The sequence below is a fragment of the Pantoea pleuroti genome (assembly GCF_014156615.1).
In the GTDB taxonomy this organism is placed as follows: domain Bacteria; phylum Pseudomonadota; class Gammaproteobacteria; order Enterobacterales; family Enterobacteriaceae; genus Pantoea; species Pantoea agglomerans.
On record NZ_SBFD01000006.1, the window covers coordinates 314,664 to 328,344 of the forward strand.

At 54.7% G+C, this 13,681-nt stretch carries 9 protein-coding genes; 6 read left to right on the plus strand and 3 right to left on the minus strand.

The genetic code is table 11. The features are described 5' to 3' along the window. Window positions 1-1,388, minus strand: a 1,388-nt coding sequence (locus EPG66_RS16160) for a sugar porter family MFS transporter (protein ID WP_182687538.1), incomplete at its 3' end; no start/stop codon positions are given. 973 nt (window positions 1,389-2,361) lie between these two features. Continuing rightward, the gene (metK, locus tag EPG66_RS16165; RefSeq protein WP_010248851.1) at window positions 2,362-3,513 is read right to left on the minus strand and encodes a methionine adenosyltransferase; all 1,152 of its coding nucleotides are present in this window, start codon (window positions 3,511-3,513) and stop codon (window positions 2,362-2,364) included. An 843-nt stretch (window positions 3,514-4,356) separates the two neighbouring features. Here metK and speA point away from each other — a divergent pair. The 3 genes from speA to EPG66_RS16180 all read left to right on the plus strand — a co-directional run bounded on the left by speA (window position 4,357) and on the right by EPG66_RS16180 (window position 8,028). After that, window positions 4,357-6,333, plus strand: coding sequence for a biosynthetic arginine decarboxylase (gene speA / locus EPG66_RS16170; RefSeq protein ID WP_010248849.1), 1,977 nt, complete (start codon window positions 4,357-4,359; stop codon window positions 6,331-6,333). Window positions 6,334-6,501: 168 nt separating this feature from the next. Continuing rightward, window positions 6,502-7,422, plus strand: coding sequence for an agmatinase (gene speB / locus EPG66_RS16175; protein WP_010248847.1), 921 nt, complete (start codon window positions 6,502-6,504; stop codon window positions 7,420-7,422). 195 nt (window positions 7,423-7,617) lie between these two features. After that, a complete protein-coding gene (locus EPG66_RS16180) occupies window positions 7,618-8,028 on the plus strand; it encodes a YidB family protein (RefSeq protein ID WP_182687522.1) in 411 nt (136 codons plus the stop codon). A gap of 55 nt (window positions 8,029-8,083) precedes the next feature. Here the strand turns inward: EPG66_RS16180 and loiP are convergent, their stop codons facing one another. Continuing rightward, window positions 8,084-8,839: a metalloprotease LoiP gene (loiP, locus tag EPG66_RS16185; protein WP_031592558.1), complete on the minus strand. Its 756-nt coding sequence runs from the start codon at window positions 8,837-8,839 to the stop codon at window positions 8,084-8,086. 271 nt (window positions 8,840-9,110) lie between these two features. On the opposite strand from loiP, the gene tkt reads away from it, so the two are divergent. From tkt to pgk, 3 genes are all read left to right on the plus strand, one after another. Further along, window positions 9,111-11,105 carry a transketolase gene (tkt, locus tag EPG66_RS16190; RefSeq protein ID WP_062758388.1) on the plus strand — a complete coding sequence of 665 codons (1,995 nt, stop codon included), beginning with the start codon at window positions 9,111-9,113 and terminating at the stop codon, window positions 11,103-11,105. A 314-nt stretch (window positions 11,106-11,419) separates the two neighbouring features. Next, window positions 11,420-12,439, plus strand: a complete 1,020-nt coding sequence (epd, locus tag EPG66_RS16195) for an erythrose-4-phosphate dehydrogenase (RefSeq protein ID WP_010248839.1) — start codon at window positions 11,420-11,422, stop codon at window positions 12,437-12,439. 51 nt (window positions 12,440-12,490) lie between these two features. Continuing rightward, the gene (pgk, locus tag EPG66_RS16200) at window positions 12,491-13,654 is read left to right on the plus strand and encodes a phosphoglycerate kinase (protein WP_010248837.1); all 1,164 of its coding nucleotides are present in this window, start codon (window positions 12,491-12,493) and stop codon (window positions 13,652-13,654) included. The last annotated feature ends 27 nt before the right edge of the window (window positions 13,655-13,681 follow it).

Consider the following 13,681-nt stretch of genomic DNA (forward strand, 5'->3'; position numbering starts at 1 on the left):
GAACCGATGTCGCGCAGTTTTTTACCTGCCATCAGGTTACGTTCAATGTGTTCCAGCGAGACGTTTTTGGTCTCAGGGATCAGCATCACCGTCAGCAGAATGAAGAACAGGTTAAGCAGTGCGTAGACCCAGAATGTGTTCGCATTGCCCAGCGTATTCAGCATCGTCAGGAAGGTCGCACCCACGATCATGTTCGCGATCCAGTTGGTGGTGGTGGAGACAGTGATACCGAAATCGCGGCCTTTCAGCGGCTGAATTTCGGAACAGAGTACCCAGATCAACGGACCGGCTGACATCGCAAAACCGATGATGAACATCAGCAGCATACCTACCGCAAAGTACTGTGCGCCCGCCGAGTGAATGCCGAAGTGCAGCATCGTACCCAGAACGCCCATACCGGCTGCCATCACCATAAAGCCCAGAATCAGGGTAGGTTTACGACCCCAGCGATCCACCAGGCCAATGGCAATAAAGGTCGCCAGTACGTTAACCAGACCCACAATCACCGTACCCCACATCTGCTGGGTGGTGTTGGTGAAGCCCGCGATTTCAAAGATTTTTGGCGCGTAGTACATGATGACGTTCATGCCGGTAAACTGTTGCATCACCTGCAGCAGGATGCCGAGATAGACCGCACGGCGGAAGTGACTGCTGCTGGTGAACAGACCCCAGCCAGACTGTTTGATCTTCAGGCTTTCACGGATCTCTTCCAGCTCACGTTTTGCCTGCTCGCTGGTGTCACGCAGACGATCCAGTACGCGTTGTGCATCGCGGAAGTTGCCTCGCGCCGCCAGCCAGCGTGGGCTGTTTGGCAGGAAGAAAACGCCGACCAGCAGCAACAGTGCCGGAATAGTGATGATGCCCAGCATCCAGCGCCAGTTGCCGGTAAAGCTGAACGCCGTATCGGACAGGTAAGCGCCAAGAATACCGATGGTGATCATCAGCTGATAAAGAGAAATCATACTGCCGCGAATTTTTTCCGGAGCGATCTCAGAAAGATAAAGCGGGGCGGTATAAGAGGCGATACCGACTGCCAGGCCCAGCAGAACGCGGGCGCTGATCAGCATTTCCGGGTTTGGCGACATCGCCGACCAGAGTGAACCGATAACGAACAGAATCGCACCGGCCATCAGGCTTTTTTTACGGCCCAGACGGGATGACATCCAGCCGCTGCCGATAGCACCGACCGCCGCACCAAACATCATGGAACTGACGATCCACTCCTGCTGATGAGGGGTGACGTTAAAGTCCTTTGCGATAAACGGCAGAGCACCGGCGATAACGCCGATATCCAGACCGAACAGCAGACCCGCAAGGGCCGCCAGAAAGCAGACAAATAAGGTCATCGCCTTATTTGAAGTTCTGCTTTTGTGTGTATTGCCAGGCATTTTAGCCTCCAGGTTTATCCATCATTGTTTTTATCAATGTTAAAAAACCTTTTGCCGGAAAAAAGTGAGCCTGATCACATCAGTGTAATCGCTTACACACGCTGAAACCCTGAAATTCAGCATATTTTTCCCGGAAAGATTAATTAACCAGTGAGGTATAGCACTCATTAAGTTTCTGACAATGCTCTATTTACTGGCTATCAGACGACGCTGAAAATAACGCATTTTCAGCAGAATAACTACGTGCGTTAATTCCTAAATATCGGATAAACAAAGCCTTTCAATTTGTAATCGTTAACATTTAGTCGTCAGAAAAAGCGAAAAGAAGTGTAGCTGAGAACTGAAAATTTGCTGCAGAGAGAAGAAGAAGTTGGGCAGATGCGTTTTTTTGTCGTCACGCGCTCGCCAGAAACTGCGCTGGCTTGTCGTTCAGAAGGGTAGCGGGAGCAAAATTGCTCCGGTTAGCAATGGGGCTGAAAAGGCAATAAAACACCCTGCCGCAGTAGCATAATGCCAGTCAGTTAAGCGACAGGTGATAACGCAGTCTGGTGCCGGGCAGGGGCTGGCGGTCCTCGCGCCGCTGCGCGGCCCCGGCCTGCTCTGAAACTTCAGTGTGTATTGTCAGAAAGGGCACGAGAGTGAAGGCCTGAGCGCCTCTGCTGCTGAAAGGGCTATCCGCAGCGCTGAGGCGTGACGGTGGGCCAGACGTCCACGCCGGGAAGCGTGGACAGTTCGGGGCCGGCCAGGGAGGGCCGATCCCCGAACGGTTCGCCGGCACGACGTCAAAGCCGAAGGTACCGCGTGAGCGGCGCGAGGACGGCCCGGCAGCAGCAGAGGTGCGCTGGCCCGTACTGCGGCTCGCTCGCCCGGAAAAAAAGGCTGCCACGTTTGACCGTGGCAGCCTTTACAAAGCTAATCTTAACTGACCAGCATCAGGCCTCAGTGGCAGGGTTTTTATCAGCAGCCGGTAGCCTTACAGGCCAGCCGCTTCACGCAGCAGGGCAGCTTTGTCGGTTTTTTCCCATGGGAAATGTTCACGACCAAAGTGGCCGTAAGCTGCGGTCTCTTTATAGATTGGGTGCAGCAGATCCAGCATCTGGATCAGACCATATGGACGCAGGTCGAAGAACTCGCGCACCAGCAGCGTCAGCTGTTCGGTAGAGATTTTCTCGGTGCCGAAGGTTTCCACCATGATAGAAGTAGGTTCTGCCACGCCGATAGCGTAGGAGACCTGGATTTCACAACGGTCAGCCAGACCGGCCGCTACGATGTTTTTCGCCACGTAACGCGCCGCATAGGCTGCAGAGCGGTCAACTTTAGACGGATCTTTACCCGAGAACGCACCGCCACCGTGACGCGCCATGCCGCCGTAGGTGTCTACGATAATTTTACGACCGGTCAGACCGCAATCGCCCATCGGGCCGCCGATCACAAAGCGACCGGTTGGGTTGATGTGATATTTGGTCGAGGCGCTCAGCCACTCTGCGGGCAGAACCGGCTTGATGATCTCTTCCATCACTGCTTCCTGCAGATCTTTCTGGCTGATGGATTCAGCATGCTGGGTAGAGAGCACAACTGCATCGATGCCCACGATTTTGCCATCGTCATACTGGAAAGTGACCTGGCTCTTGGCATCCGGACGCAGCCACGGCAGGGTGCCATTTTTACGCACTTCAGCCTGACGCTGTACCAGACGGTGCGCATAGGTCACCGGCGCAGGCATCAGCACGTCTGTTTCGTTGGTGGCATAGCCGAACATCAGGCCCTGGTCGCCAGCGCCCTGTTCCAGCGGATCGGTACGGTCAACGCCCTGATTGATATCCTGAGACTGTTTACCAATCGCGCTTAATACCGCGCAGGAGTTGGCGTCAAAGCCCATATCGGAATGGACATAGCCGATTTCACGTACGGTTTTACGGGTGATCTCTTCGATATCGACCCAGGCGCTGGTGGTGATTTCACCGCCAACCAGCACCATACCGGTTTTAACGTAGGTTTCGCAGGCCACGCGCGCTTTAGGATCCTGTTCAAGGATCGCATCCAGCACAGCATCGGAGATCTGGTCGGCGATTTTATCGGGATGTCCTTCTGATACAGACTCGGACGTAAAAAGGTGTTTAGCCATTCTGTTCTTTACCTTAAATATGGTTTGAGTACGACTGCATAGCGCCAGTGAGGTGGTCTGACCTGACGCCCCTTCAGGCAAAGCCGCGAGCAGTGAGGTTGTGTCAGCACAGCAGGCCAACACCGCCTGGATAGTAACCTGTTTAGATGGAAAACCATCTGGACGGCTATTTTAGGATAGAGGATAAACCAATTACCAGCCCTTTTTCTGTTTCAGCATTTAACCTGTCTCTGTTATCGGCATAATTTGCTGACGCTACACGCAATTCCCCGATAATATTTTTGCATTTTACGGCTGTAAACTGTATAAAACGCCGCTGCTTTGATAGCAGCAGCAAGGATGACGCCACTGTTTGCGTCGCGCCTGTCAGACTCTGGTCTGGCTTTCACCCAGGTTGTTTTCCATATGCCCCTGGCATATGCGGAGGTGATACAAGTAATGAACCACGCTTTTTCTTCTTCCGGTTCTCTGCGCTGCGGCGCTGCGCTGGCTCTCTCCTGCCTCCCATCTTTTTCTCTTTCCTGCCGACGCGATGTCCGATGCGGTAATTTTACCGACACAGGCGCAGGCTAATCTTTATCTCTGCTCGATCGGTTTTGTCTCTTCTCTGCGCCCGCGCAGCGGAACGACGCAGGTTATCCATGGTCAATACAGATCAGTTAAATGTTCTCTGTTTAAACGGAGATGGCCCGGGTGTTTTACACTTAACTCTCATGCGTGAATCGCGCTGACGGCAACGTCAGGTGAACAGGACATTGCGTTTAATGTGGCAACAGGTTTTCAGATTAGCGGCCATAAAGCCGGTTAACAGTTTCATCTTTCAACGGAAAATTGAGGTTCGCGATGTCTGACGACATGAAGAATATCAAAGGTTCGTCAGCTGGCGAACAGGGTACACTCCGCTCCATGCAGGAGGTTGCAATGAACGATCAGGATGCGAGCAAAATGTTGCGTACGTACAACATCGCCTGGTGGGGCAACAACTATTATGACGTTAACGAACTGGGCCACATCAGTGTCTGCCCCGATCCGGATCGTCCTGACGTGCGCGTCGATTTAGCTCGTCTGGTCAAAGAGCGCGAAGCGCAGGGCCAGCGTCTGCCCGCTTTATTCTGCTTCCCGCAGATCCTGCAACACCGTCTGCGTTCCATTAACGCCGCCTTTAAACGTGCGCGTGAATCCTACGGTTACAAAGGCGACTACTTCCTGGTTTACCCGATTAAAGTTAACCAGCACAAACGCGTGATTGAGTCACTGATCCACTCCGGCGAACCGCTGGGACTGGAAGCGGGCTCAAAAGCCGAGCTGATGGCGGTGCTGGCGCACGCCGGTCAGACCCGTTCGGTGATCGTCTGTAACGGCTATAAAGATCGCGAATATATTCGTCTGGCGCTGATTGGCGAGAAGATGGGCCACAAGGTCTATCTGGTGCTGGAGAAGATGACCGAAGTGCGGCTGGTGCTGGAAGAAGCAGAGCGTCTGAATGTGGTGCCGCGTCTTGGTATCCGTGCGCGTCTGGCTTCGCAGGGCTCCGGTAAATGGCAGTCGAGCGGCGGCGAAAAGTCGAAGTTTGGCCTGTCAGCCACCCAGGTGCTGAAACTGGTTGAGATCATGCGTGAAGCAGGTCGCATCGACAGCCTGCAGCTGCTGCATTTCCATCTGGGCTCGCAGATGTCCAACATCCGCGACATCGCTACCGGCGTGCGTGAGTCGGCGCGCTTCTATGTCGAACTGGCTAAGCTGGGCGTCAACATCAAATGTTTCGACGTCGGCGGCGGTCTGGGCGTCGATTACGAAGGAACGCGCTCGCAGTCTGACTGCTCGGTCAACTACGGCCTGAATGAGTACGCCAACAACGTAATCTGGGCGATTGGTGCTGCCTGTGATGAGCACGGTCTGGAGCATCCGACGGTGATCACCGAGTCGGGCCGTGCCGTAACCGCGCACCACACGGTGCTGGTCTCCAACATCATTGGTGTGGAGCGCAACGAGTTCAGCGAACCTGAAACGCCGGATGCGGATGCGCCGCGCCCGATCCTCAGCATGTGGGAAACCTGGCAGGAGATGCACGAGCCAAGTACCCGCCGTTCGCTGCGTGAATGGCTGCATGACAGCCAGATGGATCTGTTTGATATCCATACCGGCTACTCGTCAGGTACCTACGATCTCAAGCAGCGTTCCTGGGCTGAGCAACTCTATCTGAGCATCTGCCACTATATTCAGCAGCATCTCGATCCGAGCAACCGTGCACACCGTCCAATCATCGACGAACTGCAGGAGCGGATGGCGGATAAGATCTACGTTAACTTCTCGCTGTTCCAGTCAATGCCGGATGCGTGGGGTATCGATCAGCTGTTCCCGGTACTGCCGCTGGAAGGGCTGAACAAGAAGCCGGAGCGCCGTGCCGTGCTGCTCGACATCACCTGTGACTCCGATGGCACCATCGATCACTACGTGGATGGCGACGGTATCGCGACGACCATGCCGATGCCGGAATATGACCTTGATAACCCACCCATGCTGGGCTTCTTTATGGTGGGTGCTTATCAGGAAATTCTGGGCAACATGCATAACCTGTTTGGTGACACCGAAGCGGTGGATGTCTACGCACGCGAAAATGGCGATGTGGAAGTGCAGCTCTCCGATGAAGGCGACACCGTGGCGGACATGCTGCGTTACGTGCAGCTTGATCCCAACGAGCTGATGGCGCTGTTCCGCAATCAGGTTCAGGCATCCGATCTCGACGAAGAGCTGCGTGCGCAGTTCCTGGAAGAGTTCGAGAGCGGCCTCTACGGCTATACCTATTTAGAAGATGAATAATCGATCCTGGCGACCGGTAATCGCATATTGCAGTTGCCGTTAACTATGTCGATAATCTGACTCACTCAATCCCTTCCTCGTCGGGCCTAACGACGCGGAGGGGATTTTTTCATCTCAACCTTAATGGTTTGCGGGCTGGCCCGACTTACGCACATAGAGAGAGCAATTATGTATAACACGCTTGGCAATCAGTACGACAACTCCCTGGTTTCTAACGCCTTTGGTTTCATGCGTTTTCCGCTGAATTTTCAGCCTTACGACAGCGACGCCGAGTGGGTTATCACCGGCGTGCCGTTTGATGCCGCGACCTCGGGTCGTCCGGGCAGCCGCCTGGGTCCGGGCGCGATTCGCCAGATCTCCACCAATCTGGCCTGGGAAGGCTGCCGCTGGCCGTGGGATTTCGACCTGCGTCAGCGTCTGAACGTCGTCGATTGCGGCGATCTGGTTTACGCCTTCGGTGATTCGCAGGATCTCTCCGACAAATTGCAGGCCCATGCTGAAAAACTGCTGGCCAATGGCAAGCGCATGATGACCTTTGGCGGCGACCATTACGTCACACTGCCACTGCTGCGCGCCCATGCAAAACACTTCGGCAAGATGGCGCTGGTGCACTTTGATGCGCATACCGACACCTACTCCAACGGCCCGACCTTTGACCACGGCACCATGTTCTTTACCGCGCCGAAAGAGGGTCTGATCGATCCGCAGCACTCAGTGCAGATTGGTATCCGTACCGAATTCGACAAGAGCCTGGGTTTCAACGTGCTGGATGCGGCGCAGGTCAACGACCGCAGCGTTGACGATATCCTCGCCGAAGTGAAACGCACAGTGGGCGATCTGCCGGTCTATCTGACCTTCGATATCGACTGTCTGGATCCGGCGCATGCGCCTGGCACCGGCACGCCGGTGATTGGCGGCCTGACCACCGATAAAGCGACCAAACTGATCCGTGGCCTGCAGGGCATGAACATTGTCGGCATGGATCTGGTGGAAGTCGCACCGGGTTACGATCATGCTGATCTGACGGCACTGGCGGCGGCTACCCTGGCGCTGGATATGCTGCATGTTCAGGCTGTGAACAAAGGCTGATGCCTGCTGCCTGCCGGCTTCAGTCCGGCAGGCGCTGAACGCGGCGTCCTGTCCGTCGGGCGGGCCGCTGCTGTGATGTTCCTTTCTTTGCCATGATCCGATTGATTCCTTTCTGACCCCGACGGGTAACCGTCAGGCGCGAACCCCTATCTGCAACTAAACTTACAGCGTAAAAATGGCGTAGTGGAGATAATCATGGGCTTTCTTGATGAACTGGCTGGCGCACTGGATGGCAACCAGAGTGAAGGGCATCCGCCGGGACAGTTACAGGCTGTCTGGCATTGGGTGCAGGAGCAGGGCGGTATTGAAGTGCTGCTGCAAAAATTTCAGCAGGGCGGGCTGGGTGAGGTGTTTGGTTCCTGGATCGGCACCGGTGATAACCATCCGGTTGGCCACAGTGAGATTCAGTCTGCTTTTGGTCAGGATGAACTGCAGTCACTGGCTGACAAACTCGGCACCGATGTGAAAGGGGCATCGGGTACGCTGGCCGCGCTATTGCCGCAGCTGATTGATAAATTGTCACCGCAGGGACACATGGATGAACAGGCGCTGCATGACAATAAGCTGGATCTGGGCTCGATGGTGGATCAGATATTTAAGCGCTAGCGGACTTCGCACGGCTAAGCGCGCACGCCGGATGCATGCGCGCTCAAAGGCAGGATTACTTGCTGTCGGCAGCAATTCGCTCACGAATATGCGCTGCGCGCGCTTCAGAGGCGGGATGCGAGTCAAACATCGAACTCTGACGTCCCTGTTCCATCTTCGCCAGCTTTTCAAAGCTGGTGGCCAGGCCCATTGGGTCGATATTGCGCTTCTTCATCAGATCGTAGGAGTAGTCATCCGCCTGTGACTCCTGCGTCTGGGAGAACTGCGCATTCACCAGTTTTTCACCCATTTCACCCAGCTGCGACTGCGACAGTGAACCAATCACGCCGCCAACCGAGGCGGCTGCGGTGCGGGCTGCGGTTGTGGCATATGCCAGCTGCATCGCCTTGCGCGTATGCCCTAACGCGACGTGGCCCATCTCATGACCCAGCACGCCTTCCACTTCATTGTCAGTCATCATATCCATCAGACCGCTGTAAACACGAATACAGCCGTTTGCCATCGCCCAGGCGTTGACATCTTTGGTCTGATAAACCTTGTAGTTAGCCGGTACGCCGTTGATGTTATCGCCCAGCGCCGCAGCGATCTTGTTCAGACGCTGCTGATAATCACTGTTAGCAGGCGCAATCTGATTATCTTTGTCCATCTGCTCACAGGATTTATCGCTCAGCTGCTTTACCTGATCGTCGCTGAGGGTATAAGCCTGATACGCCTGCGCGCCCGACTGCATCAGCGCATTGTTGTCTAAACCCTGACAGCCACTCAGCAGCGTCGTCAGTCCAAGCGCTAACACCATTTTTTTGATTTTCATGCTGTATCCCATTCATAACAAGGTAAGAAAAACAAACACCTGAAACTCAGCCAGGTGAATAAACGATTTGGTTATAGCGTGCCAGTCTGCACTTTGCTAGCAGATATGGCTGGAAAAGCCATACGAAGCGGCTGCATTTAGCGTTTTACAGCATGTACTTTTGCCCCGTTTCTCATGTACATTGATGGGCAACTTTTTCCTTGTTTTGCCCGGTAACTCATTAATAACAATAAGTTAAGGTGCGAAGCATTAATCCGACCTGGAGTAGAAAATGCCCTCTCGTAAAGAGCTTGCCAACGCCATTCGTGCGTTAAGTATGGATGCAGTACAGAAAGCGAAATCGGGACATCCGGGTGCCCCAATGGGCATGGCGGACATCGCTGAAGTACTCTGGCGCGGCTTCCTGAACCACAACCCAACCAACCCGCTGTGGGCTGACCGCGACCGTTTTGTGCTCTCTAACGGTCACGGCTCAATGCTGATCTATAGCCTGTTGCACCTGACCGGTTACGATCTGCCCCTGAGCGAACTGGAAAACTTCCGTCAGCTGCACTCAAAAACTCCAGGTCACCCGGAATATGGCTACACCGTGGGTGTTGAAACCACTACCGGTCCGCTGGGGCAGGGCATCGCTAACGCAGTAGGTTTTGCCATTGCTGAGCGCACGCTGGCAGCACAGTTCAACCGTCCGGGTCATGACATCGTAGACCACAACACCTATGTCTTCATGGGTGATGGCTGCATGATGGAAGGTATCTCGCATGAAGTCTGCTCACTGGCCGGTACGCTGAAGCTGGGCAAACTGGTGGCGTTTTATGATGACAACGGTATCTCTATCGACGGTCACATTGATGGCTGGTTCACCGACGACACCGCTAAGCGCTTTGAAGCTTACGGCTGGCACGTGGTGCGCGGCGTCGATGGTCACGATGCGGATGCGATTGCGAAAGCGATCGAGGAAGCGAAAAGCGTCAGCGACAAACCTTCACTGCTGATGTGCAAAACCGTTATCGGTTTTGGTTCACCGAACAAAGCGGGTACCCATGATTCGCACGGCGCACCGCTGGGTGATGACGAAGTAGCACTGACCCGCAAACAGCTGGGCTGGACCCACGCGCCGTTCGTTATCCCTTCTGATATCTACGCTGAGTGGGACGCGAAAGAAGCGGGCCAGGCGAAAGAGTCTGCATGGAATGAGAAATTCGCCGCTTACGCACAGGCTCATCCTGAACTGGCTGCCGAGTTTAAACGCCGCGTCAGCAACGAACTGCCAGCTAACTGGCAGGAAGAGTCGCAGAAGTTCGTTGAACAGCTGCAGGCGAACCCGGCGAAGATCGCCAGCCGTAAAGCCTCACAGAATGCTATCGAAGCTTTCGGTAAAATTCTGCCGGAATACCTGGGCGGCTCAGCCGATCTGGCACCCAGCAACCTGACAATCTGGTCGGGCTCTAAGCCGATCAACGAAGATGCTGCGGGTAACTACATCCACTACGGCGTGCGTGAGTTCGGTATGACCGCAATCGCTAATGGCCTGGCGCTGCACGGCGGCTTCCTGCCTTACACCGCGACCTTCCTGATGTTCGTTGAATATGCGCGTAACGCAGCGCGTATGGCGGCACTGATGAAGATCCGTCAGATCATGGTCTACACCCACGACTCTATCGGTCTGGGCGAAGATGGCCCGACGCACCAGCCGGTTGAACAGATGGCGAGCCTGCGCACCACGCCAAACATGAGCCTGTGGCGTCCATGTGACCAGGTTGAATCCGCGGTAGCGTGGAAATATGCCATTGAGCGTAAAGATGGCCCGACTGCGCTGATCTTCTCTCGTCAGAACCTGGCGCAGCAGGAGCGTGACACGGCACAGCTGGCTAACGTAGCGCGCGGCGGTTACGTGCTGAAAGATTGCGATGGCACGCCTGAGCTGATCCTGATCGCCACTGGTTCCGAAGTTGAACTGGCTGTCGGTGCCTGGGACAAACTCACCAGCGAAGGCCGCAAAGTGCGCGTGGTCTCTATGCCATCAACGGATGCCTTCGACAAGCAGAGCGATGAGTACCGTGAATCCGTGCTGCCAAAAGCGGTCAGCGCACGCGTCGCAATCGAAGCGGGCATCGCTGACTACTGGTTCAAATACACCGGCCTGAACGGCGCTATCGTGGGTATGACCAGCTTCGGCGAATCGGCACCTGCCGATCAGCTGTTCGAACTGTTTGGCTTTACCGTCGACAACGTCGTCGCGAAAGCGAAAGCGCTGCTGGCGTAAAACCGGTCAGGCGGGCCTGTTCCCGCCCGGCTGTAAAAACAGAGGGACGAACTTTTCGTCCCTTTTACTTTTTTATTCCTGCAGTAATAACCGCCTTTTGCTTTAATTTGTGACGCAGATCCAAATTTAAGCAGTCAGATTGATCACAATCATTCCTGTTATTCCTTCCTTCTATTATTGTAGCTGAACCGTTTCAGTCGCCAGGCGAATCGCCCTGGTTTCGGACAATGCCGGGTAAGAATCTCCTGTACAAAATGCAGTGAAACGCTCAGGCTAACGGCACGTTTTTTTCAGTCTGACGTGGCAGGAGAGAAATGACGGTACGGGTAGCGATAAATGGTTTTGGCCGGATTGGACGCAACGTCCTGCGCGCGCTGTATGAAACGGGGCGACGTGCAGAGATCACTGTGGTCGCGATTAACGAGCTGGCAGAAGCCACCGGTATGGCGCACCTGCTCAAATACGATACCAGTCATGGCCGTTTTGCTTTCGATGTCCGCCAGGAGCGCGATGTAATGTGGGTGGGTGGCGATACTCTGCGCATTTTGCACCGTGCAGCCATTGCCGATCTGCCGTGGCGTGAACTCGATGTGGATGTGGTGCTGGACTGCACCGGCGTCTATGGCTCGCGCGCTGATGGCGAAGCGCATCTTCAGGCTGGCGCCAAAAAAGTGCTGTTCTCTCATCCCGGCGGAAACGATCTCGACGCTACAGTGGTGTATGGCGTTAACCAGCAGTTACTCACCGCCAGTGACCGCATCGTCTCCAACGCTTCCTGTACCACTAACTGCATTATCCCGGTGATTAAACTGCTGGATGATGCGTTTGGCATCGAATCCGGCACCGTCACCACGATCCACTCAGCGATGCACGATCAGCAGGTGATCGACGCCTATCACAGCGATCTGCGCCGTACGCGTGCAGCCAGTCAGTCGATCATCCCGGTGGACACTCGCCTGGCGGCAGGCATTACCCGTATTTTTCCGAAATTCAACGATCGCTTCGAGGCGATAGCCGTTCGCGTCCCGACGATTAACGTGACGGCCATTGATCTCAGCGTTTCCGTGCATCAGGCGGTGACGGCGTGTGAAGTTAACACCCTGTTGCGAAGCGCGGCAGAAGGGACATTTCGTGGTATAGTTGACTATACGGAATTACCGTTAGTCTCAGTAGATTTTAACCATGATCCGCACAGTGCCATTGTGGACGGAACACAAACGCGGGTCAGCGGTCAACACCTTATCAAGACCCTGGTCTGGTGTGACAACGAATGGGGCTTTGCTAACCGAATGCTCGACACGACGTTAGCGATGGCCGCAAGCGGTTTCAGGTAAGACGCGGTATGCGTCTGGCAAAACTTATGAGAATCAACGAGAGGATTCACCATGTCTGTAATTAAGATGACCGATCTGGATCTGGCTGGTAAACGTGTTCTGATCCGTGCCGATCTGAACGTACCGGTTAAAGAAGGTAAAGTGACGTCTGATGCACGTATCCGTGCTTCTCTGCCAACCATTGAAGCGGCGTTGAAACAGGGCGCGAAAGTAATGGTTACCTCTCACCTGGGTCGTCCGACCGAAGGTGAATACAATGAAGAGTTCTCGCTGCTGCCGGTAGTTAACTACCTGAAAGACAAGCTTAGCGGCACCACCGTGACCCTGGCAAAAGATTACCTTGATGGCGTTGAAGTCGGCGCTGGCGAGCTGGTTGTGCTGGAAAACGTTCGCTTTAACAAAGGCGAAAAGAAAGATGACGAAGCGCTGTCTAAAAAATATGCTGCTCTGTGCGACGTATTTGTGATGGACGCCTTTGGTACTGCGCACCGCGCACAGGCTTCTACCCACGGCGTCGGCAAATTTGCCCCTATCGCCTGTGCGGGTCCGCTGCTCTCTGCAGAACTGGAAGCGCTGGGTAAAGTCATGAGCAACCCGGAGCGTCCGCTGGTGGCTGTGGTAGGGGGCTCTAAAGTTTCTACCAAATTTGACGTGCTGCAATCTCTGGTCAAAATCGCGGACACCGTGATTGTGGGCGGCGGCATTGCCAACACCTTCGTCGCTATCGACAACAACGTCGGTAAATCTCTGTATGAGCCAGACTTCGTTGAAGCGGCTAAAGGCCTGCGCGATCAGCACGGCATTCCGGTTCCAACTGACTCACGTGTCGGCACAGAATTCTCTGAAACTGCGACCGCTACCGTGAAAAAGGTTTCGGAAGTTGCGGATAACGAAGAGATTATGGACTTTGGTGATGAAACTGCACAGGCGATGGCTGCCATCCTGAAGGATGCCAAAACCATCCTGTGGAACGGCCCGGTGGGCGTGTTTGAGTTCCCTAATTTCCGTAAAGGCACCGAAATCGTGGCTAACGCCATTGCAGACAGCGATGCCTTCTCTGTTGCAGGCGGCGGCGATACCTTAGCGGCTATCGACCTGTTCGGCATCGAAGACAAAATTTCCTACATCTCTACCGGCGGCGGCGCGTTCCTTGAGTTCGTGGAAGGCAAAAAACTGCCTGCAGTTGCCATGCTGGAAGAGCGTGCGAAGCAGTAATCCTTTGGGGGCGATGCCTGACGGCAT

Coding starts and splice junctions, on each gene's coding strand:
- EPG66_RS16180 (WP_182687522.1), top strand. CDS start 7,618: ATGGGCTTTCTTGATGAACTGGCTGGCGCACTGGATGGCAACCAGAGT.
- speA (WP_010248849.1), top strand. CDS start 4,357: ATGTCTGACGACATGAAGAATATCAAAGGTTCGTCAGCTGGCGAACAG.
- epd (WP_010248839.1), top strand. CDS start 11,420: ATGACGGTACGGGTAGCGATAAATGGTTTTGGCCGGATTGGACGCAAC.
- pgk (WP_010248837.1), top strand. CDS start 12,491: ATGTCTGTAATTAAGATGACCGATCTGGATCTGGCTGGTAAACGTGTT.
- speB (WP_010248847.1), top strand. CDS start 6,502: ATGTATAACACGCTTGGCAATCAGTACGACAACTCCCTGGTTTCTAAC.
- tkt (WP_062758388.1), top strand. CDS start 9,111: ATGCCCTCTCGTAAAGAGCTTGCCAACGCCATTCGTGCGTTAAGTATG.
- loiP (WP_031592558.1), bottom strand. CDS start 8,839: ATGAAAATCAAAAAAATGGTGTTAGCGCTTGGACTGACGACGCTGCTG.
- metK (WP_010248851.1), bottom strand. CDS start 3,513: ATGGCTAAACACCTTTTTACGTCCGAGTCTGTATCAGAAGGACATCCC.